This is a genomic window from Rhizobium sp. BK376, from assembly GCF_004341625.1.
Classification (GTDB): Bacteria; Pseudomonadota; Alphaproteobacteria; order Rhizobiales; family Rhizobiaceae; genus Rhizobium.
The window spans coordinates 197,716-218,204 of the sequence record NZ_SLZG01000007.1; the positions used below are offsets into that span (position 1 = coordinate 197,716).

The window sequence follows — 20,489 nt, forward strand, 5'->3', positions numbered from 1 at the left end:
CTCGCACGCGATGTTATAAGAACGCTTTCGACCAAATAGAGGCCGACGTCTCGCTCCGCGGGATTTTAAGTCTTGATGCAGGATTTTTGAAGAATTTACAACAAACGGGAGACGAAAATGTCCGACGCCATCGATACCCGCCTCACCGAGCTTGGGATCACCCTGCCGGAGGCCGCCGCACCGGCTGCGAACTACGTGCCATACGTCATCAGCGGCAACCTCCTTTATCTTTCGGGGCAATTGCCGATCGAGGGTGGAAAGGTCGCGATTACTGGCCATTTGGGCAAGGACGTCGATGTGGCAAGGGGTCAACGTGCCGCGGAACTCTGCGCGATCAACATACTTGCACAGGCAAAGGCAGCATTGGCCGGCGATCTTGGCCGCATCAGGCGGCTGATCAAGCTCAACGGCTTCGTCGCCTCGGTCCCTGATTTCACCGAACAACATCTCGTGATCAACGGCGCATCCAATCTTCTCGCCAACGTGCTTGGAGAGGCCGGCAAGCATGCACGTGCAGCTGTCGGCATGGCTGCCCTGCCGCTGAACGCCGCTGTCGAAATCGATGCCATCCTGGAAATTTCTCTATGAGCAAGATTGCCTGGCTTACCGAAAGGCCGGTCGCCCATCGCGGCTATCATGACATGAACAGCCAAGTCTGGGAGAACACGCTTTCCGCCTTCTCCCGTGCGATAGACGCCGGCTTTTCGATCGAATGCGATCTGCACTATGCTGCCGACGGCGTCCCGGTCGTCTTCCACGACGACGACCTGCAGCGGGTCTGCAATCTGCCCGGCGCCCTGCGCGACCGCAGTTCGGCCGAACTCGGATTGCTGTCCGTCGGCGGCACGAATGACAAGATCCCGACTCTTAAGCAGTTGCTCAAGCTCTGCGACGGGAAAGTGCCGCTGGTTCTCGAACTAAAAGGCCGACAGGGCGACGACGAAGGCTTTGCCGAGACGGTCATCGAGGTTCTGGAAGGCTACAAGGGCCATGTCGCCCTGATGAGCTTCGATCACTGGATTTTGAAGGACCTGAAGGCGCTTAATCCGCCTCACCCGATCGGTTTGACCGCGGATGGAAACAATCCCGACACATTCTTTGTGCATGACGAAGCCATGCAGCTTGGTCTAGACTTCATCTCATATTTCTATGGTGATCTGCCCAATCCCTTCGTCACGGCTCAGCGCCAGCGCGGCATCCCTGTCATTACCTGGACGGTTCGCGACGAGGCAGCAAGGCGACACACATTTGCGAATGCAGACCAGATGACATTCGAAGGCTTTGATCCACGGGAGAGCCCCGCCCTCGTTTCATGACAGACGAATTATCCTTTCGCGCAGAACGATCATTCAAGGCAATATCTCCGGAAAGCTGGTCGAAGCTGGCCGGAGCTTCACGAGCAGGCTCGGCCCTGCCCTACAATCCCTTCGTCTCGCATGCCTTCCTCTCATCCCTTGAGGAATCCGGCTCGGCCACCGACCGGGCCGGATGGCTCGGGCATCACCTGTTACTCGAAACCGATGACGGCACCCTCATAGGCGCCATACCCGGCTATCTCAAAAGCCATAGCCAGGGAGAATATGTCTTCGACCATGGCTGGGCGGACGCGTTCGAACGCGCAGGCGGCGAATATTATCCGAAGCTGCAGTGCTCCATTCCGTTCACGCCAGCGACCGGCCCGCGCCTGCTTGTCGCCGAAGGCTATGACAGGCCGATCATCCAGGCAGCGCTTGCCGAAAGTCTGAAAGAAGTGACACGGCAGCTCGGCATATCTTCCGCGCATGTCACGTTCCTGCCCGAGGACGAGGTCTCCGTCTTCGAAACGGATGGCTATCTGCACCGCACGGACCAGCAATTCCACTTCATCAATGAAGGCTACGCCAACCATGACGCGTTTCTGGAAACGCTCGCGTCGCGCAAGCGCAAGGCGCTGAAGAAGGAACGTCGTGCCGCGCTCGAAAACGGGATCACCATCGACTGGCTGACCGGCAGCGATCTGACAGAGGACATCTGGGACCAGTTCTTCACCTTCTATATGGATACCGGCGGCCGCAAATGGGGCCGACCTTATCTGACGCGCCAATTCTACTCGCTGATCGGCGAGCGCATGGCAGACGACATCCTTCTCGTCATGGCGAAGCGCGAGGGGCGCTACATTGCTGGCGCGATCAATTTCATCGGCGGCGACACGCTCTATGGCCGCCACTGGGGCTGCATCGAGGATCATCCCTTCCTGCATTTCGAAGTCTGCTATCATCAGGCCATCGATTTTGCGCTGGCAAAGGGCCTCAGCCGGGTCGAAGCAGGCGCCCAGGGCGAACACAAGCTCGCCCGCGGCTATCTGCCTGTGACGACGCATTCGGCACACTATATCGCCCATGCCGGGCTTCGCCGCGCCGTTGCCGACTATCTGGCGCGGGAGCGGCAGGAGGTTGAGCAGATCGGCGAGATGCTGACGGAGCATAGCCCCTTCCGCCGGGGCGAACGACAGGATAATTGATTGTCGGGCGACACTGCGGCCCGACAATTCCGGAATAAGGAGATCCTGGATGACCAGCCCGAGCTATGACAGCAACAATATCTTTGCGAAGATACTCAAGGGCGAAATTCCGTCCTACCGGGTCTACGAGGACGAACATACGGTCGCCTTCATGGATGTCATGCCGCAATCGACGGGTCACACATTGGTCGTGCCGAAGCAGCCGTCACGCAATCTGTTCGATGCGGACCCCGAAACGTTGCAGCATGCGATCCAGGTGGTGCAAAAGATCGCCAATGCCGTCAAAGAGGCTTTCGACGCTGACGGTGTCTACATCGCCCAGTTCAACGAACCGGCAGCGGGCCAAACCGTCTTCCACCTGCATTTTCACATCATTCCGCGCAACGAAGGCGTTCCGCTGAAGCCGCATGGCGGCAAGATGGAAGATGGCGCGGTGCTCGCCGCCAATGCGCAGAAGATTATCGAAGCGTTGGCTTGAGCTCTCATTCGAGGGGATGAGAGGGCCACACGGCAGGCCGCCAACGCTTGGTAGATATAATGTCCCAACCAAAAAGGCCTGCATCGTCACCGATGCAGGCCTTTTCTCATTCAACCTAGTCGCCGCGCTTTACTTCTTGCGCGGAACCTTCGGTACGGCACCGCTCTTGCCGGCGTTCTTCACTTCCGGCTCGGCCTCCGGCTTGGCCTGCTTGGCGGCAGACGAAGCACGCTTCGGCGAGGCCTTCGCCTTCAGTTCGCCATCGGCATCGTGTTCGGCTTCCGCCTCGACCAGCTCGGCCTCCGGCTTGGGCTTGATCGGCGCGGTCTCGGCGATCGATTCGAGAACGATGCCGGGCTTGCCATCTTCCTTCGGACCGACGGTTACCTTGACGACGCCACCCTTCTTCAGCTTGCCGAAGAGGATTTCGTTCGCCAGAGGCTTCTTGATGACGTCCTGGATGACGCGAGCGAGCGGGCGGGCACCCATCTTCTCGTCGTAACCCTTTTCCGCCAGCCAGGCGATCGCATCCTCATGCAGGTCGAAGGTCACGTTGCGTTCGGAAAGCTGTGCTTCCAGTTGCATGATGAACTTCTGAACCACCTTGTGGATGACAGCCGTCGGCAGCGATGCGAACGGAATGATCGCATCCAGACGGTTGCGGAACTCCGGCGTGAAGAGGCGGTTGAGCGCTTCCTCGTCCTCGCCCGTCCGCTTGGACGAGCCGAAGCCGAAGGCGGCTTTGGCCATTTCCGACGCACCCGCATTGGTCGTCATGATCAGGATGACGTTGCGGAAGTCGATCTTCTTGCCGTTATGGTCCGTCAGCGTGCCGTGGTCCATGACCTGCAGCAGAATGTTGTAGATGTCGGGATGCGCCTTCTCGATTTCATCGAGCAGGACCACGCAATGCGGATGCTGGTCGACGCCGTCGGTCAGCAAGCCACCCTGGTCGAAGCCGACATAGCCGGGAGGTGCCCCGAGCAGACGGGAAACCGTATGCCGTTCCATATATTCCGACATGTCGAAGCGCAGCATCTCGACGCCGAGCGAAGAGGCAAGCTGCTTGGCGACTTCCGTCTTGCCGACGCCTGTCGGGCCGGAGAAGACGTAGGAGCCGATCGGCTTGTTCGGTTCGCGCAGGCCGGCACGAGCCAACTTGATCGAGGTGGACAGGGCTTCGATGGCCGTATCCTGACCATAGACGACAGACCGCAGTTCCTGCTCGAGATTGGCAAGAACCGCCTCGTCATCCTTGGAGACGCTCTTCGGCGGAATGCGCGCCATCGTCGCGACGGTCGCTTCGATTTCCTTCTCGGTGATCAGCTTGCGACGTCTCGAAGGCGGCAGCAGCATCTGGGCCGCACCCGTTTCGTCGATGACGTCAATCGCCTTGTCCGGCAACTTGCGATCGGAAATATAGCGAGCCGACAGTTCCACCGCCGACTTGATCGCGTCATTGGAATAACGCAGGTGATGATACTCTTCGAAATAGGGCTTCAGACCCTTCATGATTTCGATCGCATCGTCGATCGACGGTTCGTTGACGTCGATCTTCTGGAACCGGCGAACAAGAGCGCGGTCCTTCTCGAAGAACTGGCGATATTCCTTGTAGGTGGTCGAGCCGATGCAGCGGATCGCACCCGAGGATAAAGCAGGCTTCAGGAGGTTCGAGGCATCCATGGCTCCACCCGACGTCGCGCCGGCACCGATGACGGTGTGGATTTCGTCGATGAAGAGCACGGCGCCCGGATATTCCTCGAGTTCCTTGACGACCTGCTTCAGGCGCTCCTCGAAGTCACCGCGATAGCGGGTTCCGGCGAGCAGCGTGCCCATGTCGAGCGAGAAGATGGTGGCGTCAGCGAGCGCTTCCGGCACCTTGCCTTCGACGATGCGCTTTGCCAGACCTTCGGCGATGGCCGTCTTGCCGACGCCCGGATCGCCCACGTAAAGCGGGTTGTTCTTCGAACGGCGGCACAGGACCTGGATAGTCCGGCTGACTTCCTGGTGACGACCGATCAGCGGATCGATCTTGCCGCTCTTGGCCTTCTCGTTCAGATTGACGCAATAGGCCTTCAGCGCATCCTGCTGCTTCTTGGCCCCACCCTCCTCCTGCTCGCCGCGGGAGGTCGGCTTGCTTTCGGATTCGTTTTCTTCAGCACCGCGCGGCGCACGAACCTGGGAGGAGCCCGCACGCTTGCCGATACCATGGGAAATATAATTGACCGCGTCGTAGCGGGTCATCTCCTGCTCCTGCAGGAAATAGGCTGCATGGCTTTCCCGTTCCGCGAAAATGGCGACGAGAACATTGGCTCCCGTTACCTCTTCGCGGCCCGAAGACTGAACATGGATCACGGCTCGCTGGATGACGCGCTGGAAGCCGGATGTCGGCTTGGAGTCCTCATCGTAACCGGTGATCAAATTCGAGAGTTCGTTATCGACATATTCAATCAGCGTTTTGCGGAGCGCATCGAGATCGACATTGCAGGCGCCCATGACGGCCGCCGCATCGGAGTCGTCCACAAGCGCCAACAGCAGATGCTCGAGCGTGGCATACTCATGATGCCGCTCGTTTGCGTAGGTCAGTGCCTGATGCAGCGCCTTCTCAAGACTAGGCGAAAATGTTGGCACGTTCAGATCCTCACTTCTTTTCCATTACACATTGCAGCGGATGCTGGTGTTGCCGGGCAAAGTCCATCACCTGGCTCACCTTGGTCTCAGCTACTTCGTATGTAAACACGCCGCACTCGCCCACGCCGTGATTGTGGACATGGAGCATGATGCGCGTGGCACCTTCACGATCCTTCTGGAAAAAACGCTCCAGGATATGGATCACGAAATCCATGGGCGTGTAGTCGTCATTCAGCAGCAGTACGCGATAAAGATTGGGCTTTTTGGTCTTGGACTTCGTGCGTGTAATCACCGAGGTCCCGCGATTGCCGTTGTCCCCGTTCCTTTCGCTGTCGTTTTGCATCCGGATCGGCTTAGCGATCATTGTCATTCATTCCTCAAATCATCCGGCGGGAGGACATTGCATTCCGACCAGTCATTCTTAATCGTTCCGCCGAATATCCGAACCCCTAACTTAGTTCATATTGGCGTGATTTTAAGCCCCTCGCTCGACACTGCAATCACAATTCGTTGCCAAAGAACCCCAGAAGAAAAAAAGTCTTGGCGAGCGCCCGTATCTGGAACGACAAACGAAAAAGACCGGCTGCAGCAAAGTGCAGCCGGTCTTACCGGACCTTGAAAGTCCTGAAATCTATTCGCGAGGCGTTTTACGCAGCAGAAGCCACAGAGGCTGCCTTGCTCGTTGCCTTTGCAATCGGCGCTTCGTAAGGCTTGTAGGCCGTCTTGGCGAGATCGGCATACATTTCGCCGAGCTTCGTCGCCTCAGCGATGAAGTTTTCGTAGGACGACTTCACGAAATTGCCCTGCAGTTCGAAAACGGTCTCGAAGCTCTTGGCACCGGCGAGCGTTTCCATGTGCGTTACCGTGTCCTGGAAGGACTTCTTAGAATATTCGGCCGTTTCGGCAGCAATTGCCTGAAAGCCCTTTGCAACTTCGGAATAGCCCTTCAGCGCGGTGTCCATCGCTTCCTTGCTCTTCTTGTTTGCTTCTTCAAAATTGAACATGCTGTCCTCTCTCCCTTGGATGGCTTCGAGGCAAACGTAATTGCGGTGCACAAATAGTCAAGTAGTCTTGTGCGGCGCACAGCATGTTAAAGTTGCATTTGATGCGGTGAACATTGGGCTGGCCGGAAGGGGCACTTCCATCGGTATGTTTTCGCAGAAATATATCAGAAGGCTACAACTTTAGGATTAAGTGAAAAACTTGCGCCTTAACCGAAAAATCCCGGTCTCGGCCGCCGCGAAGGCGTATTCGAGGTGAAATTGGATGAATTTTTGCAGATTTTGAGAGCAAATACTCAAAAAGAGAGCCGGATTTCATCGAAACCCGGCGCTCTTGCTAATCGCAACGTCAGAGATCGACGTCCAGGATAGCCATCGAAAAGTTGTAGGAACGATCGCCATCCTCATCGTCGATATAGACGACACCGAGAAACTCTTCGCCGAGATAGACTTCCGCGGAATCATTCTTGCGCGGACGGGCCTTCACCAATATCCGCGGATTGAAGGTGCGTTTGAAATAAGCGTCGAGTTTCTTGATTTCTTCAGGCTTCACAAGTCATCTCCGTGGTTCTCGCGGCTGGCCGGTTCTTGCACAGGAAAAGCGGCGGTGTAAAGGCTGCAAGCGCGGCATGACGCGGATGTCCACGCCTGCCGCAACCGGCCAATCCTTGGCTGCCTGATCTCAGATTCCGGCGCCGATAACCTGATCCCGAACGATCTGGTCCATCAATCGTGAGGGCTCCGAACAGCCTGCTTCTCCGACTACTTTCGCCGGCACGCCCGCAACCGTCGTCTTCGGCGGGACTTCCTTCAGCACGACGGAGCCTGCCGCGATGCGCGAGCAATGTCCGATCTGGATGTTGCCGAGGATTTTGGCCCCTGCCCCGATGAGCACCCCGTTGGCGATCTTCGGATGACGGTCGCTTCCTTCCTTGCCGGTGCCACCAAGCGTCACACCGTGCAGAACGGAGACGTTGTCGCCGATGACGGCGGTCTCGCCGACCACAACGCCCGTCGCATGATCGAGGAAGATGCCCTTTCCGATGCGCGCCGCCGGATTGATATCCGTCTGGAACACGCTGGAAGAGCGACTCTGGAGATAAAGCGCAAAATCCCGACGCCCGTGGTTATACAGCCAATGGGCAAGACGATGGGTCTGGATGGCGTGGAAGCCCTTGAAATAAAGGACCGGCTCCATGAAACGGAGGCATGCAGGATCGCGGTCATAGACCGCCTGAATGTCGACACGGAGGATCGATCCCCATTCTGGCCAATCCGCCAGCATTTCCTCGAATGTCTGGCGCAGCAGGACTGCCTGCATATCCGGATGATCGAGACGCTCGCAGATGCGATAAATGACGCATTCCTCAAGCGAACGATGATTGATAATAGTGGAATAGAGAAAGGCAGCCAGAAGCGGATCCCTCTCGGCGGCAGCACGCGCTTCATCCCGCATGCTATCCCATATCGGATCGACCACCTTGACCGAGTTTGCGCCATCAATCTGGCGAACGTCCGTTATTGCGACCATTGGCGGTCTCCTCATTTCCTGTTGAGCGCCATTATATAGAGGAAAAGTCCTACAACATAAATGGGGCAGACCGCATGACTTCTTCTCACGATTTCGCTGGCGGCCATGTCCGCACCACCTGTGACGACGGCATCGGGACATTGGTGCTCGACAATCCGGATCGCAAGAATGCGATCACCGCCGCCATGTGGCGCGCGGTACCGCAGGCGATACGGCACCTGACGGACGAAGCGAACGCACGCGTGATCGTTATTCGCGGCGGCGGCGGAAAGGACTTCAGCGCCGGTGCCGATATCAGCGAATTCGACACGGAGCGCAAGGACGCGGCAACGGCGCGTGTCTACGAAGCCCTGAACTCCGCGGCCTTTGCTGCCGTGCGCCATTGCCGCGTGCCGACCATTGCCCTGATCCGCGGCATCTGCTTCGGGGGCGGATTCGGGATCGCCGCCGCCTGCGATCTGCGTATTGCCGATGAAAGCGCGCGCTTTTCGATACCGGCGGCGCGTCTCGGCCTCGCCTACCCGGCCGACGCCATCCAGGACATCGTCACCGCGCTCGGGCCGCAAATGGCCAAGGTCGCCATCTTCACCGGAGCGCCCCTATCGGCGGCAAAGATGATAGCGGCCGGCTTCCTGCTGGAAACGATGGCGACAGACGCTCTCGAAGGGGAAGCGCATGCGCTGGCCCTCGCGATCGCCGTAAACGCACCACTGGCCCTGCATGCCTCAAAGATGGCGATACGAGCCGTGATCGAGCAGGATGACGACCTGTTGCGAGACGCCGAAATTCTCGGCGCGGAAACCTTCGACAGCCTGGATTATGCCGAAGGCCGCGCGGCTTTTGCCGAACGCCGGAAACCGCACTTCACCGGGCAGTGACACTATAAATAATCCAGCTGTCACCGGCCGGCGACACGCTCGTAGAATTCCAGCACGGCTTTCTTGAACACCCGATCGCCGACAGCGAGCATATGGTCGCGATTGGGAATATCCAGCGCTTCGCCATGCGGCATCAGATCGGCAAGCTCCTGCGGCGAGCCGGCAATGTCGTCCTTGGTGCCGACCCCGATCAGGGTCGGCGCTTCGATCCTGGCCATATCCTCACGGCTTATGAGATCGCGGGAGCCGCGGATACAGGCGGCTAACGCCGTACGATCGCTTCTGGTCTGTTCGGCGAAAGCGCGGAACATATGTCCCCGCGCATGCGTCACCGTTTCGAGCGATGGCGCAAGCAATGCGTCGGCGATCGGATCCCAATCCCCGACGCCATCCGTCATACCGATGCCGAGCCCGCCGAAGACGAGCGAGCGAACGCGATCCGGATGCGCGAGCGCAAGGAAGGCAGAGATGCGGGCGCCCATTGAATAGCCCATGATATTCGCTTCAGGAATGCCGAGATGATCGAGCAAAGCCACCGCGTCTTCCGCCATGATCCATGGCCTGTAGGCCTCAGCGTCATGCGGCTTGTCGCTGGCGCCATGGCCTCTGTTGTCGATGGCGATCACACGATAGCCGGCATCTCCAAGCGTTTTCAGCCAGCCCGGATGTACCCAGTTGACATTGGCGGTCGATGCGAAGCCGTGGATCAGCAGGACGGGCACACCATTCGGATCGCCCTCGTCGAAAAAGGCGAGCTTCAATCCGTCGTGGGTGAAATTGGAAAAGATAGGCGTATTCAGGTTCATGGCATCATCCTTCTGCGCGCGGACCATAATTTATCGGCGATATGAGGTGAACCCGGGCAGTGAAGAAAACTGTGTCCGGCGCGGGACTTTCGCACTACACAATTGGAACGAAGGACTATAAAGTCCGGCCAAATTCCAGAAGCATTCGGAGATCAACATGGCCGGCCACAACATTCCCCATTTCCAGAACGATGGCGGACATCGCCTTATCGAGATCGGTGTGAAGGAATTCATGTGCACGGGCGCATCGATCCCCTTCGACCATCCCCATATCTTCATCGACATGGGCGACGAGAACGAGAAGGTCTGTTCCTACTGCTCGACGCTCTTCCGCTACAATCCGTCGCTGAAGGCCGATCAGACCAACCCTCCGGGCTGCGTCTTTCATGTGAAGGCTGCCTGAGTACCGGATCGTGATCGGAACCTGAAATGCCGATCAAGCATGCCGCAATCATCGGCGCCGGGGTCGCAGGCCTGACTGCAGCCCTGGCCATGGCAAGGCATGGCATCAGCTCCGCGATTTTCGAGCAGGCGGACGCGCTGACCGAAGTCGGCGCCGGCCTGCAGGTTTCGCCGAACGCCTCGTATATCCTCGGACAACTTGGCGTGCTGGATGCATTGTCGGCCGTCTGGCTGGAGCCGAAAGAGGTGCGTCTCGTCTCCGGCACCTCGCTGCGTCAGCTGGCTGCCGTGCCGAGCGGAAATTTCGCCAAGCTGCGCTGGGGTTCGCCCTACGGCACGCTGCACCGTGCGACATTACAAAAGGCTCTGCTCGACGCCGTCCTAGCCAATCCATTGTGTGAGCTGCATCTCGGCCAGCGTATCGATCCAACGGCCGGATCATCTGCCGATGTCAGCAGTCGTCTCGGGGCGGAGCTGATCATAGGCGCTGACGGCGTCTGGTCAAAAGCGCGAGCCATGGTGCCCGGCAGCCCCTCGCCGCATTTTTCCGGAAATATCGCCTGGCGTTTCGCTATTCCGGCAGCCGACGCACCCGGTTTTTTTGACCGGACCAGCGTCACGGCATTCCTCGGGCCCGCCGCGCATCTCGTCTGCTATCCGCTCAAGGAGACCGGCACTTTCAACATCGTCGCCATCACGGCAGGCGGCAATGCCGTGCACGACTGGAACGCGACAGGCAGCGATTCGCAGCGCTCAATCCTGCGTCAGCGTTTCTCGGGATGGAACAAGACGATTGCAGCGTTGCTGGATCAAGTAAAGCATCCGACCTTCTGGCCGCTCTACGAGGTCGGAACTGGCCGCTGGCACAATGGCACGGACACCGTACTGATCGGCGACGCCGCCCATGCCATGATGCCGTTTGCGGCCCAAGGTGCTGCCATGGCGATCGAAGATGCCTTCGAGCTCGCCGGTATCGTTGCCGGTCGGCCCCTCACTGAGGCGCTCGATGTTTTCGAGGGGCACCGCACGCCGCGGATCGCTCATTTGCGCCAGCGCGCTGCGTTCAACCGCTTTGCCTATCATGCGCGCGGGCCATTTCGGCTGGGCCGCGATTTCGTTCTTTCCATGCGGCCGCCGCAAAGTCTTGCGGCGGATCTTGACTGGATCTACGGCTATCACGCCATCGGCTGACGGGCAGCCCTAGATCGCCGCCGCGGCTGCAAGGCCCTTTTCGATGTCTGCCTTGATATCGGCGACATCCTCCAGACCGATCTGCAAGCGCAGGACCGGACCCTCCGTGGGAGCCTTTGCGACACGCCTGTCGCTGAGGTTGACGTGAACGGCAAGGCTTTCGAAGCCGCCCCAGGAATAGCCGAGGCCGAAGATCGACAGTGCGTCGAGGAAGGCGTGGGCCTTCGGCTTGAATTTTTCCGGGCTGTCCGCTGCAAGGACGATGGAAAAGATGCCACTTGCGCCTTTGAAATCGCGCTTCCACAATTCATGACCGGGGAAGCTCGGCAGAGCCGGATGCAGAACGCGCGCAACATCGTCCCTGCCCTCAAGCCACGTCGCCAAGGCAAGCGCGCTTTCCTGATGGCGGTCCAGACGGACGCCCATGGTACGCAAGCCACGCAGCACCTGATAGGCATCGTCGGGTGCTGCACAGATGCCGAGCGTGATGTTTGCGTCCTTCAGTCTTTCCCAATGCGCAGCATTGGCGGAAACCGTCCCCAACAGGATATCGGAGTGGCCAGCCGGATATTTGGTCGCGGCATGGATCGAGATATCGACACCGTGATCGAGCGGCTTGAAATAGATCGGCGTTGCCCAGGTATTGTCCATCGTCACCACACAGCCGTGCCGGTGGGCGACGGTAGAGATCGCCGAAATGTCCTGCATTTCAAAAGTATTGGAGCCGGGCGCCTCTGTGTGCACCAGCTTGGTGTTCGGCTTTATCAGCTGCTCGATGCCGGCGCCGACGAGCGGATCATAGTAATCGATCTCAACGCCTAGGCGCTTCAGCATCGTATCGCAAAAGATGCGGGTCGGCGTGTAGACTGAATCAACGATCAGCGCATGGTCGCCAGACGACAGGAACGCCAGAAAAGGAACGGTGATCGCAGCCAGCCCCGATGGCACCAGGATCGTGCCGGCAGATCCCTCGAGCGCGTCGATCGCCTCGCAAAGCGCATCCGTCGTTGGCGTACCCCGTGTGCCGTAGGTGTATTTCTGGGCGCGCGTCTCCATCGCCCGGGCGTTCGGAAACAATACCGTGGAGGCGTGAACGACGGGAGGATTGACGAAGCCGTGGAAATCGGAGGGAGAGTTGCCGATATGAGATAAACGGGTGTTGATACCAGCGTTTTGCAGATAGTCGTCTTTTTCTTTCATCGGGAAATATGCCTTTGGCGCTGCGGATAACCGGAGTTTTCGCAACCAAGCCGACCGAGGTCAACCCTGCAAACGACAGCGCTCTGGGGCTTCGGCAACCTACGTTAGGTGCGCACCCCACAAAACCGCATGGATTTGTTGCAAAATGCCGCCTACCTCGGCGGCAAATGCTTATTTTCAAAGCATTATTCCGCAAAAGACCGACGTTCGCCGCTATTTTCGGCACAACACCTTGACCATGACTGCTTTTGCGACTGTGATAAGGCCAGTCGCACTGGGGGATGGGGTAATATTCCCGAAAATCGCTTCGGCCGCGATACTTTAATTATAAAACAAGGGAAAAAGGTTGGGAAAGATGAAAAAAACGCTTCTGTCCGCAATTATCGGCGCAGCAGCCTTGGCATTCGGCGCGTCGGGCGCCTCTGCCAGCACTCTCAGCGATGTGAAGGCAAAAGGTTTCGTTCAATGCGGCGTCAACACCGGCCTTGCCGGCTTCGCGCAGCCTGACGCATCGGGCAACTATGCCGGGTTTGACGTCGACTATTGTAAAGCCGTCGCCGCCGCCGTCTTCGGCGACGTCAACAAGGTGAAGTACACGCCTCTCAATGCGACGACCCGCTTCCCGGCGCTGGAATCCCGCCAGGTCGACCTTCTCGTCCGCAACACGACATGGACGATCAACCGCGACACCGCCCATCCCCTGCTTTTCCGCGCGATCAACTACTATGATGGCCAGGGCTTCATGGTTCGCAAGAGCCTGAACGTCAAATCGGCCCTCGAGCTTTCCGGCGCGGCGATCTGCGTACAGGCCGGCACGACGACGGAACTGAACCTCGCCGACTATTTCAAGTCGCATAACCTGCAATACAACCCGGTGGTTTTCGAAAAGCTCGAAGAAGTCAACGCGGCCTACGAATCGGGCCGTTGCGACGTTTACACGACCGACCAGTCCGGCCTTTATGCGACGCGTCTCGTCATGAAGAACCCGGATGACCACATGATCCTTCCGGAAATCATTTCCAAGGAGCCCTTCGGTCCGGCCGTTCGCCAGGGCGACGACCAGTGGTTCAACATCGTCACTTGGGCATCCTATGCGCTGATCAATGCCGAAGAGTTCGGTATCACGCAGGCGAATGTCGACGAGATGAAGAACTCGACCAATCCGGATATCCGCCGCTTCCTCGGCACCGAGGCGAACTCGACGATCGGCACGGATCTCGGCCTCGACAACAACTGGGCGTATAACATCATCAAGGGCGTCGGCAATTACGGCGAAGTGTTCGAGCGTAATCTCGGCGAAGGAAGCCCGCTGAAGATCAAGCGCGGCCTCAACCAGCTGTGGACCAAGGGCGGCATCCAGTACGCACCGCCGGTCCGCTGATCGACCGACGACAGCAACTTTAAGGAGGGACGATCGATCGTCCCTCCGCCTTATAAGAAAGGTCCGATCAAGGACCACAAGGGGAATGGCTGCGCATGGCACAAACAACAGTCGGTGCAACGACGAATTTACCAAAACGAGCGAGCGGTAGCTCCGTCTTGAATGACCCGAGGGTCAGGGGCATTTTCTACCAAATCATCACGGCGGTCATATTGATCGGCTTTTTCTGGTGGGTCGCACACAATACTGCGATCAATCTCGCCCGCAACAATCAGGCCCTCGGCTACGGCTTCATCGACGGCCGCGCCGGTTTCAACATTGGCCAGACGCTGATCGACTATTCAAGCGATTCGACCTATGGGCGCGCCTTTGTCGTCGGCATCGTCAATACACTCTACGCGTCGTTGATCGGCATTGTGATCGCGACGGTCGTCGGCTTCATCATCGGTATCGGCCGCCTGTCGCACAATTGGCTCATCTCCAGGCTGTGCACGGTCTATGTCGAGTTTTTCCGTAACATCCCGCCGCTGCTGGTGATTTTCTTCTGGTATTACGGCGTTCTCAATATCCTGCCGCAGCCGCGGGACTCAGTTCATCTACCGTTCGGTATCTACGTCAACGTCCGTGGTGTCGCTTATCCGAGACCTGTCTTCGGCGATGCCTTCTGGATTATCGGCGTGGCTTTCCTCGTCGCAATTGCGCTCGCCTTTGGGCTTTATCGCTGGTCGGCGCGTCGGCAGGCGGCGACAGGCAAGCAGTTCCCGATCATATGGGCCAGCCTCGGCGTGATCATCGGCTTGCCGCTTCTCACCTTTTTCGCCACCGGCATGCCTGTTACCTTCGACGTGCCGGTCGCGGGGAAATTCAACCTGACGGGCGGCGCCGTCGCACCGCCGGAATTCATGTCGCTGCTTCTGGCTCTTTCCTTCTACACTGCATCGTTCATCGCCGAAATCGTTCGCGGCGGCATTCGGGGCGTCGCCAAGGGGCAAAGTGAAGCAGCCGGCGCACTTGGACTTCGCCCTGCGAAAACCATGCGTCTTGTCATCGTGCCGCAGGCGCTGCGCATCATTATTCCGCCGCTATCGAGCCAGTATCTCAATCTGACCAAGAATACCTCGCTGGCAACGGCAATAGGTTACGCCGACCTGTTCGCCGTCGGCAAGACGGTCCTTAATCAGACAGGCAAGGCCATCGAGGTCGTGACCATCCTCATCGTTTGCTATCTCTTCATCAGCATTCTCCAATCGCTGCTGATGAACTGGTTCAATGCGAAGATGGCATTGGTGGAGCGCTAAATGTCCGTTGCTTCCGATAGAAACTTCGTTCGCCAGAACATTCTTCCGCCGCTGCCAGCGCCCTCCAGCGAAAAGGGCGCCTGGCACTGGATGAGGCTCAATCTCTTCGCCACGCCGAAGGATATCGTCCTGACGATCGCCGCCGTGGTTTTCATTGTCTGGACAGCCACCCATCTCATCAACTGGCTGTTTATTCAGGCCGTCTGGGATGGCGTCGACCGCACCTTCTGCGCCACGAAATCGCAGGGCGGATCGCAGCCGGATGGCTGGAGCGGCGCCTGCTGGGCTTTCGTCGACGCCAAATTCAGCCTGTTCGTCTATGGGCGATATCCATCCTACGAGCGCTGGCGCCCGAATATGGTCGGCATCCTGTTCATCCTCCTGCTGGTGCCGTTGCTTATTCCTTCGGTGCCTCGCAAGGGGCTGAACGCCATCCTGATGTTCATCGTGCTGCCCATCCTCTCCTTCTACCTGCTTTACGGCGGGTTCGGTCTGGAAATCGTCGAAACGGCGCTCTGGGGCGGGCTAATGGTCACGCTGATCCTGTCCTTCGTCGGCATGGCCGTATCTTTTCCGGTAGGAATATTACTGGCGCTTGGAAGACGCTCGACGATGCCTGTCATCCGCATGGCCTCGGTGATCTTCATCGAAGTAATCCGCGGCGTGCCGATCGTCCTCGTGCTTTTCATGGCCAGCGTCATGCTGCCGCTTTTCCTGCCGAGCGGCTTTACCATCGACAATTTCCTGCGCGCCTTGGTAGGCTTCTCGCTGTTTGCCTCCGCCTATATGGCAGAGGTCTTCCGTGGCGGCTTGCAGGCCATTCCGAAGGGGCAGTATGAGGGTGCCGATTCCCTTGGTCTCGGCTATTGGCAGAAGATGCGCCTCATCATCCTGCCGCAGGCAATCAAGCTGCTTATTCCCAGCATCGTCAACACGTTCATCGGCATGTTCAAGGATACCTCGCTGGTATCGATCATCTCGATGTTCGATCTGCTCGGCTCCGTCCAGCAGAACTTTGCCGATACCAACTGGGCAACCGCCGTCACGCCTATCACTGGCCTGATCTTCGCCGGCTTCATTTATTGGCTTTTCTGCTTCGGCATGTCGCGCTATTCCATATTCATGGAACGCCACCTCGATACCGGCTACAAACGATAATAAAAGGGAATACCGATGGCAGAAGCCGTTAAGACAGCGAAGATGACAGTCTCCTCGACGGAAGTCGCGGTGGATATGAGCAACGTCAACAAGTGGTACGGCGACTTCCACGTACTGCGCGACATCAACCTCAAGGTCATGAAGGGCGAGCGCATCGTCATTGCCGGCCCGTCAGGCTCCGGCAAGTCGACGATGATCCGCTGCATCAACCGGCTGGAAGAACACCAGAAGGGCAGCATCGTCGTTGATGGCGTCGAGCTGACCAACGATCTCAAGAAGATCGACGAAGTGCGCCGCGAAGTCGGGATGGTCTTCCAGCACTTCAACCTCTTCCCTCATCTGACGATCCTGGAAAACTGCACGCTGGCGCCGATCTGGGTCCGCAAGCTGCCGAAGAAGCAGGCGGAAGAAATCGCGATGCACTTCCTGACGCGCGTCAAGATCCCCGAGCAGGCCAACAAATATCCGGGCCAGTTGTCAGGCGGCCAGCAGCAGCGCGTGGCGATTGCCCGCTCCCTCTGCATGAACCCGAAGATCATGCTGTTCGACGAGCCGACTTCGGCGCTCGATCCGGAAATGATCAAGGAAGTGCTCGACACCATGGTCGGCCTTGCCGAAGAAGGCATGACGATGCTCTGCGTCACCCACGAAATGGGCTTCGCGCGCCAGGTAGCGAACCGTGTGATCTTCATGGACCAAGGCCAGATTGTCGAACAGAATTCGCCCGCCGAATTCTTCGACAATCCCAAGCACGAGCGCACGAAACTCTTCCTGAGCCAGATCCTTCACTGATCGCACAACGGGCAAAACCAAACAAAAAGCGCCGGTTCGCAAACCGGCGCTTTTGTTTTCTGGATGGGACTCAGCGAGCCGCCATCTGGCCGAGAATCTTGCAAAGGCCAGCCAGGCCAGCGTCATATCCGCCGGCTGCTACATCCTTGCAGCGGGTCAGCATCTTCTGCCGTTGAGCGGAAGACATCCGATCAAAGGCGACGATCGCCCTGTTGGTTGCGTCGGGGCTGAAGTCCGTTCCGCTGCCGGCGGCAGCGCCTGTTCCTGGAGCTGTGCCTGTCCCACCGGCCGTTCCGGTCCCGGGAGTTGTGCCTGTTCCACCGCTTCCGATGCCGAGGCCAAGGCTTGCCCCGGTGCCGCCACCACCACCGACAGATGCGCCTACATTGGCGTTGAGGCCGTTGCGGCCGCCGACAGATGCCGTCGTTCCAGCATCGATACCACCGCGGCCCACCGACGCGCCGAGGCCGGCATTGACACCATTGCCACCGCCAAGCGAGGCGTTCGCACCGGCACTCACGCCGTTACCTCCCCCGAGCGATGCGCCGACGCCGGCGTTAAGGCCGCCGGAACCACCGGCCGAGGCGCTAACTCCGGCCTTTGTGCCGTTGCTGCCGCCCACATCCGCGCCGACGCCTGCGTTGACGCCCGACGAGCCACCCAGTGAAGCGCCCACCCCCACGCCAAGGCCACCGGAGCTGCTGCGCCCCACCGACGCGCCGACACCCAGGCCGCCGCCGCTGCTGGCCTGCTGTGCTTGGGCGGGTATGACGATTGCCGCACAGGCGGACAGTAGGATGGCAAGAGAGAGATTTCGAGACAGATTTTGCATGACACTCCTCCGTTGTCGTTAGAGCCGCCGCGCGGAGTAAGCTACCGGCGACGGCGGATACGATGCTCAGAGAAGGTGCGCACCCTCATATCGACAAATGGACAACCTGAGATCGTCCATCGTGATAAGTCCGATAACGTGGGCACATTAGAAAAGTTTCATAAACAAACGAACCAAACCCATTGATATCAAAGGGAAAGAAAGTTTGGTAAATAATCGGGAAATACGCGTCATAATCGAACAACTCGCCCGATAAGCGTGTAAAACTTAACCAGTTGCGAACACATGTGAAGAATTACGCATTTGTAAGATGCACATCCTTTATGGCCCCAGCTACACTGGAGATCAGCGTTTCCCGGAAAGGGAGGACTGGTCATGAAAGATGAGACAAACGACGGGCTATTCGCTTCCGTCTCGGAGGATCGCCGCGAATTTGGTTTCCAACGCGACTGGAATTCGACTCCACGCGCAAAATCAAAGCGACCATGGCTTGTTCTCGGCGCGATCCTGATCATAGCTGTCGCCGGCGCCACTCTGGTGACATCCTCCGACCCTGAGAAGGATCCGGTCACCACGACGTCTGTGCATTAGGCGTATTCCACGAACCGCAATCCATCGCCGCGCGTCACTGAACCTGCTTTGTTTCCTGGGCTGACGGCTCCATCCGTTTTGAAAGCAGGCTGTACGCGACGTAGTATTTATAGATGTTGCTGACATATTGGACGGTTTCCCGGCCGACAATCGCCGCGGCGCCATTCTCGACATTGCCGAACCAGACATTGGGGTCGAGACCCATGGCGCTGGCCTTTTCGCGAAATTTCCTAAGATTTCCAGGACCAGCATTATAAGCAGCGAAAGCGAAGAGCTGCCGGTCCTTCGGCTGCAATCCCTCGTCGTCGATATAAGTATCGATCAGATAGCGGAGATATTTTGCGCCTGCTTCGACATTTCGCTCGGGGTCCTTGTCGATCCCCTTGATGCCTATGACCTTGTCACGGGCCGTGGCCGGCAACATCTGCATAATTCCGACGGCTCCACGGGGAGACCGCTTCGACTGATCAAGTTGCGACTCCTGATAGCCTTGGGCCATCAGCATCAGATAATCGAAGGAATAGCTCGTACCGTACTTTCGAAAAATCTCAACCAAATGCTGAAACCGTGCTGCATCTGCAGGCGCGTAAGCTCTTTTGACGATCTTGTCCTGCTGGTAAAAGGTCCTCCTGAGAATGTTTCCAAAGGTCGTGCCGACCTTGTGCGTTGCGACAAAGCTGTTCAACTCTGCCTTCAATTTCGGACTGCTCTTCCGGACCGCCCAGGCGATCTTGCCCTCGGAGGCCAGGACGACGTCGCGGCGGACCTTGATCCGGGTGAAGATGTGCGACCAGATATCCGCTTTGTAAGCATCGACGATTGTGAACGGCAGCAATTCGGCGTTGACCATCTCCATCAGGTCTTCGTCCTCGAGGTTTTCATCCATGAGGTCGATGCCGATTTGAGGCTTGCCCGAGGCAGCGAGTGACTGGTTGTGGGCCAGGAGATGTTCATAGTAGCTGCTTGAGGCGCGGACAGCGACGTGCTTGCCTTCCAGATTGTCGAGGCTGGACACCATCGGGCTATTAGGCGCGGCGACAAGCACTTCCTCGGCGTTCTCATATAACGGATCGGTGAAGTCCACCTCTTTCAGCCGCTCGTCGGTGATGGTCAGGTTGGCCATGACGATGTCGCCGAAGCCCTCATTCAGCCTGCTGAGCAATTTGTCGCGTGGCGTCGGCACGAACACCACGTGGACGTGGTCGATCTGTTTGGGGCGATCCTTGTTGAGGTATTTCTCCAGTGCCAGGCCAAAATCAACCGCAGTGCCGAACTGTCGCCCCTTGTCGATGAAATAGATCGTCTTGCTGTAAGGGACGAGCACCCGCACGATGCGCCGTTGCAGCATCTCATCGAGATCGATCACATGCTTTTCGATCAGAGCCGGCTTGTCATTTGCGGCGACGGCAGGCGGCGCCGAGCATACTGAAATGACGAGCGCCAGCGACATCAGGAACGCCGTCAAGATCGTACAAATTTCACCAAAAACACTGAGGAGCGAAAGGATTGAGGTTCGTCGGGCCTGTACCGGCACGGGGTGCCGCTCGAATTGATCGGGGCTTGCTGATACCCTGGCGTGCCCGGGCTCCCTAAATGAAATTCTCGTTGCCGGAATATGTAGCATCGCCTGCTCCAGTGCGAGTGAGCAGCAGCGAACCACAAAGCGTTTCTTCGAATAAGTACGTTACGGTAAATCTCAGCGTTAATGCGGCATCAGCCGTTGTTCGAGCCTCCATGGTGCTCCATCGCTCCGGAATTTACGGCCGGCAGTGGCTCGATTTACCGTAACGTACTTCTTCAAGCACCAAAAACGAGGAAA

Annotated in this window: 21 protein-coding genes; 12 read left to right on the plus strand and 9 right to left on the minus strand. The window is 58.1% G+C overall.

From position 1 onward, the window contains the following. The first annotated feature begins 117 nt into the window (after positions 1–117). The 4 genes from EV561_RS19010 to EV561_RS19025 are packed head-to-tail and all read left to right on the plus strand — an operon-like array spanning position 118 to position 2,978. Positions 118–588, plus strand: coding sequence for a RidA family protein (locus EV561_RS19010; protein WP_132523872.1), 471 nt, complete (start codon positions 118–120; stop codon positions 586–588). Next, positions 585–1,316: a glycerophosphodiester phosphodiesterase gene (locus tag EV561_RS19015; RefSeq protein ID WP_132523873.1), complete on the plus strand. Its 732-nt coding sequence runs from the start codon at positions 585–587 to the stop codon at positions 1,314–1,316. Before EV561_RS19010 ends, EV561_RS19015 begins: the two co-directional genes overlap by 4 nt. Further along, a complete protein-coding gene (locus tag EV561_RS19020; protein ID WP_132523874.1) occupies positions 1,313–2,500 on the plus strand; it encodes a GNAT family N-acetyltransferase in 1,188 nt (395 codons plus the stop codon). Before EV561_RS19015 ends, EV561_RS19020 begins: the two co-directional genes overlap by 4 nt. Before the next feature lie 49 nt (positions 2,501–2,549). Further along, a complete protein-coding gene (locus EV561_RS19025) occupies positions 2,550–2,978 on the plus strand; it encodes an HIT family protein (RefSeq protein ID WP_132523875.1) in 429 nt (142 codons plus the stop codon). 129 nt (positions 2,979–3,107) lie between these two features. On the opposite strand, the gene clpA is transcribed toward EV561_RS19025, so the two are convergent. From clpA to cysE, 5 genes are all read right to left on the minus strand, one after another. Next, complete coding sequence (clpA, locus tag EV561_RS19030) at positions 3,108–5,609, minus strand: ATP-dependent Clp protease ATP-binding subunit ClpA (protein ID WP_132523876.1); 2,502 nt, start codon at positions 5,607–5,609, stop codon at positions 3,108–3,110. Between the two features lie 10 nt (positions 5,610–5,619). Beyond that, positions 5,620–5,973, minus strand: coding sequence for an ATP-dependent Clp protease adapter ClpS (clpS, locus tag EV561_RS19035; protein ID WP_132523964.1), 354 nt, complete (start codon positions 5,971–5,973; stop codon positions 5,620–5,622). Positions 5,974–6,256: 283 nt separating this feature from the next. Beyond that, a complete protein-coding gene (locus tag EV561_RS19040) occupies positions 6,257–6,613 on the minus strand; it encodes a phasin family protein (protein WP_132523877.1) in 357 nt (118 codons plus the stop codon). A 346-nt stretch (positions 6,614–6,959) separates the two neighbouring features. After that, entirely contained in the window at positions 6,960–7,163 is a 204-nt protein-coding gene (locus EV561_RS19045; RefSeq protein WP_132523878.1) for a DUF3126 family protein, read from the minus strand. A 129-nt stretch (positions 7,164–7,292) separates the two neighbouring features. After that, a complete protein-coding gene (gene cysE, locus EV561_RS19050; protein WP_132523879.1) occupies positions 7,293–8,141 on the minus strand; it encodes a serine O-acetyltransferase in 849 nt (282 codons plus the stop codon). Between the two features lie 74 nt (positions 8,142–8,215). Between cysE and EV561_RS19055 the strand changes: the two genes are divergently transcribed. Then, the gene (locus EV561_RS19055) at positions 8,216–9,019 is read left to right on the plus strand and encodes an enoyl-CoA hydratase-related protein (protein WP_132523880.1); all 804 of its coding nucleotides are present in this window, start codon (positions 8,216–8,218) and stop codon (positions 9,017–9,019) included. Between the two features lie 20 nt (positions 9,020–9,039). On the opposite strand, the gene EV561_RS19060 is transcribed toward EV561_RS19055, so the two are convergent. Then, positions 9,040–9,825: an alpha/beta hydrolase gene (locus EV561_RS19060; protein WP_132523881.1), complete on the minus strand. Its 786-nt coding sequence runs from the start codon at positions 9,823–9,825 to the stop codon at positions 9,040–9,042. 157 nt (positions 9,826–9,982) lie between these two features. Here EV561_RS19060 and EV561_RS19065 point away from each other — a divergent pair, with 157 nt between their 5' ends. Both EV561_RS19065 and EV561_RS19070 read left to right on the plus strand, forming a co-directional pair. Continuing rightward, positions 9,983–10,228, plus strand: a complete 246-nt coding sequence (locus tag EV561_RS19065) for a zinc-finger domain-containing protein (RefSeq protein ID WP_132523882.1) — start codon at positions 9,983–9,985, stop codon at positions 10,226–10,228. A gap of 26 nt (positions 10,229–10,254) precedes the next feature. Beyond that, positions 10,255–11,418 (plus strand): FAD-dependent monooxygenase, encoded by a 1,164-nt coding sequence (locus tag EV561_RS19070; RefSeq protein ID WP_132523883.1) that lies wholly within the window; start codon positions 10,255–10,257, stop codon positions 11,416–11,418. A gap of 9 nt (positions 11,419–11,427) precedes the next feature. Here the strand turns inward: EV561_RS19070 and EV561_RS19075 are convergent, their stop codons facing one another. Next, on the minus strand, positions 11,428–12,618 hold the full coding sequence (locus tag EV561_RS19075; protein WP_132523884.1) for a cystathionine beta-lyase: 1,191 nt from the start codon (positions 12,616–12,618) through the stop codon (positions 11,428–11,430). 355 nt (positions 12,619–12,973) lie between these two features. Here EV561_RS19075 and EV561_RS19080 point away from each other — a divergent pair, with 355 nt between their 5' ends. From EV561_RS19080 to EV561_RS19095, 4 genes are all read left to right on the plus strand, one after another. Next, positions 12,974–13,999 (plus strand): amino acid ABC transporter substrate-binding protein, encoded by a 1,026-nt coding sequence (locus EV561_RS19080; RefSeq protein WP_132523885.1) that lies wholly within the window; start codon positions 12,974–12,976, stop codon positions 13,997–13,999. 95 nt (positions 14,000–14,094) lie between these two features. Further along, positions 14,095–15,297 (plus strand): amino acid ABC transporter permease, encoded by a 1,203-nt coding sequence (locus EV561_RS19085; protein ID WP_132523886.1) that lies wholly within the window; start codon positions 14,095–14,097, stop codon positions 15,295–15,297. After that, complete coding sequence (locus tag EV561_RS19090; RefSeq protein ID WP_132523887.1) at positions 15,298–16,455, plus strand: amino acid ABC transporter permease; 1,158 nt, start codon at positions 15,298–15,300, stop codon at positions 16,453–16,455. 15 nt (positions 16,456–16,470) lie between these two features. Continuing rightward, on the plus strand, positions 16,471–17,247 hold the full coding sequence (locus EV561_RS19095; protein ID WP_132523888.1) for an amino acid ABC transporter ATP-binding protein: 777 nt from the start codon (positions 16,471–16,473) through the stop codon (positions 17,245–17,247). 70 nt (positions 17,248–17,317) lie between these two features. On the opposite strand, the gene EV561_RS19100 is transcribed toward EV561_RS19095, so the two are convergent. Next, on the minus strand, positions 17,318–18,079 hold the full coding sequence (locus tag EV561_RS19100; RefSeq protein ID WP_132523889.1) for a hypothetical protein: 762 nt from the start codon (positions 18,077–18,079) through the stop codon (positions 17,318–17,320). A 375-nt stretch (positions 18,080–18,454) separates the two neighbouring features. Here EV561_RS19100 and EV561_RS19105 point away from each other — a divergent pair, with 375 nt between their 5' ends. After that, the gene (locus EV561_RS19105; RefSeq protein ID WP_132523890.1) at positions 18,455–18,670 is read left to right on the plus strand and encodes a hypothetical protein; all 216 of its coding nucleotides are present in this window, start codon (positions 18,455–18,457) and stop codon (positions 18,668–18,670) included. Between the two features lie 34 nt (positions 18,671–18,704). Here EV561_RS19105 and EV561_RS19110 read toward each other — a convergent pair whose 3' ends face one another. Next, the gene (locus EV561_RS19110; protein ID WP_245512738.1) at positions 18,705–20,120 is read right to left on the minus strand and encodes a transporter substrate-binding domain-containing protein; all 1,416 of its coding nucleotides are present in this window, start codon (positions 20,118–20,120) and stop codon (positions 18,705–18,707) included. Positions 20,121–20,489 lie beyond the last annotated feature (369 nt).

Coding starts and splice junctions, on each gene's coding strand:
- EV561_RS19080 (WP_132523885.1), top strand. CDS start 12,974: ATGAAAAAAACGCTTCTGTCCGCAATTATCGGCGCAGCAGCCTTGGCA.
- EV561_RS19100 (WP_132523889.1), bottom strand. CDS start 18,079: ATGCAAAATCTGTCTCGAAATCTCTCTCTTGCCATCCTACTGTCCGCC.
- EV561_RS19060 (WP_132523881.1), bottom strand. CDS start 9,825: ATGAACCTGAATACGCCTATCTTTTCCAATTTCACCCACGACGGATTG.
- cysE (WP_132523879.1), bottom strand. CDS start 8,141: ATGGTCGCAATAACGGACGTTCGCCAGATTGATGGCGCAAACTCGGTC.
- EV561_RS19110 (WP_245512738.1), bottom strand. CDS start 20,120: ATGTCGCTGGCGCTCGTCATTTCAGTATGCTCGGCGCCGCCTGCCGTC.
- EV561_RS19010 (WP_132523872.1), top strand. CDS start 118: ATGTCCGACGCCATCGATACCCGCCTCACCGAGCTTGGGATCACCCTG.
- EV561_RS19090 (WP_132523887.1), top strand. CDS start 15,298: ATGTCCGTTGCTTCCGATAGAAACTTCGTTCGCCAGAACATTCTTCCG.
- EV561_RS19065 (WP_132523882.1), top strand. CDS start 9,983: ATGGCCGGCCACAACATTCCCCATTTCCAGAACGATGGCGGACATCGC.
- EV561_RS19015 (WP_132523873.1), top strand. CDS start 585: ATGAGCAAGATTGCCTGGCTTACCGAAAGGCCGGTCGCCCATCGCGGC.
- EV561_RS19085 (WP_132523886.1), top strand. CDS start 14,095: ATGGCACAAACAACAGTCGGTGCAACGACGAATTTACCAAAACGAGCG.
- clpS (WP_132523964.1), bottom strand. CDS start 5,973: ATGATCGCTAAGCCGATCCGGATGCAAAACGACAGCGAAAGGAACGGG.
- EV561_RS19025 (WP_132523875.1), top strand. CDS start 2,550: ATGACCAGCCCGAGCTATGACAGCAACAATATCTTTGCGAAGATACTC.
- EV561_RS19070 (WP_132523883.1), top strand. CDS start 10,255: ATGCCGATCAAGCATGCCGCAATCATCGGCGCCGGGGTCGCAGGCCTG.
- EV561_RS19105 (WP_132523890.1), top strand. CDS start 18,455: ATGAAAGATGAGACAAACGACGGGCTATTCGCTTCCGTCTCGGAGGAT.
- EV561_RS19040 (WP_132523877.1), bottom strand. CDS start 6,613: ATGTTCAATTTTGAAGAAGCAAACAAGAAGAGCAAGGAAGCGATGGAC.
- EV561_RS19055 (WP_132523880.1), top strand. CDS start 8,216: ATGACTTCTTCTCACGATTTCGCTGGCGGCCATGTCCGCACCACCTGT.
- EV561_RS19020 (WP_132523874.1), top strand. CDS start 1,313: ATGACAGACGAATTATCCTTTCGCGCAGAACGATCATTCAAGGCAATA.
- EV561_RS19075 (WP_132523884.1), bottom strand. CDS start 12,618: ATGAAAGAAAAAGACGACTATCTGCAAAACGCTGGTATCAACACCCGT.
- EV561_RS19095 (WP_132523888.1), top strand. CDS start 16,471: ATGGCAGAAGCCGTTAAGACAGCGAAGATGACAGTCTCCTCGACGGAA.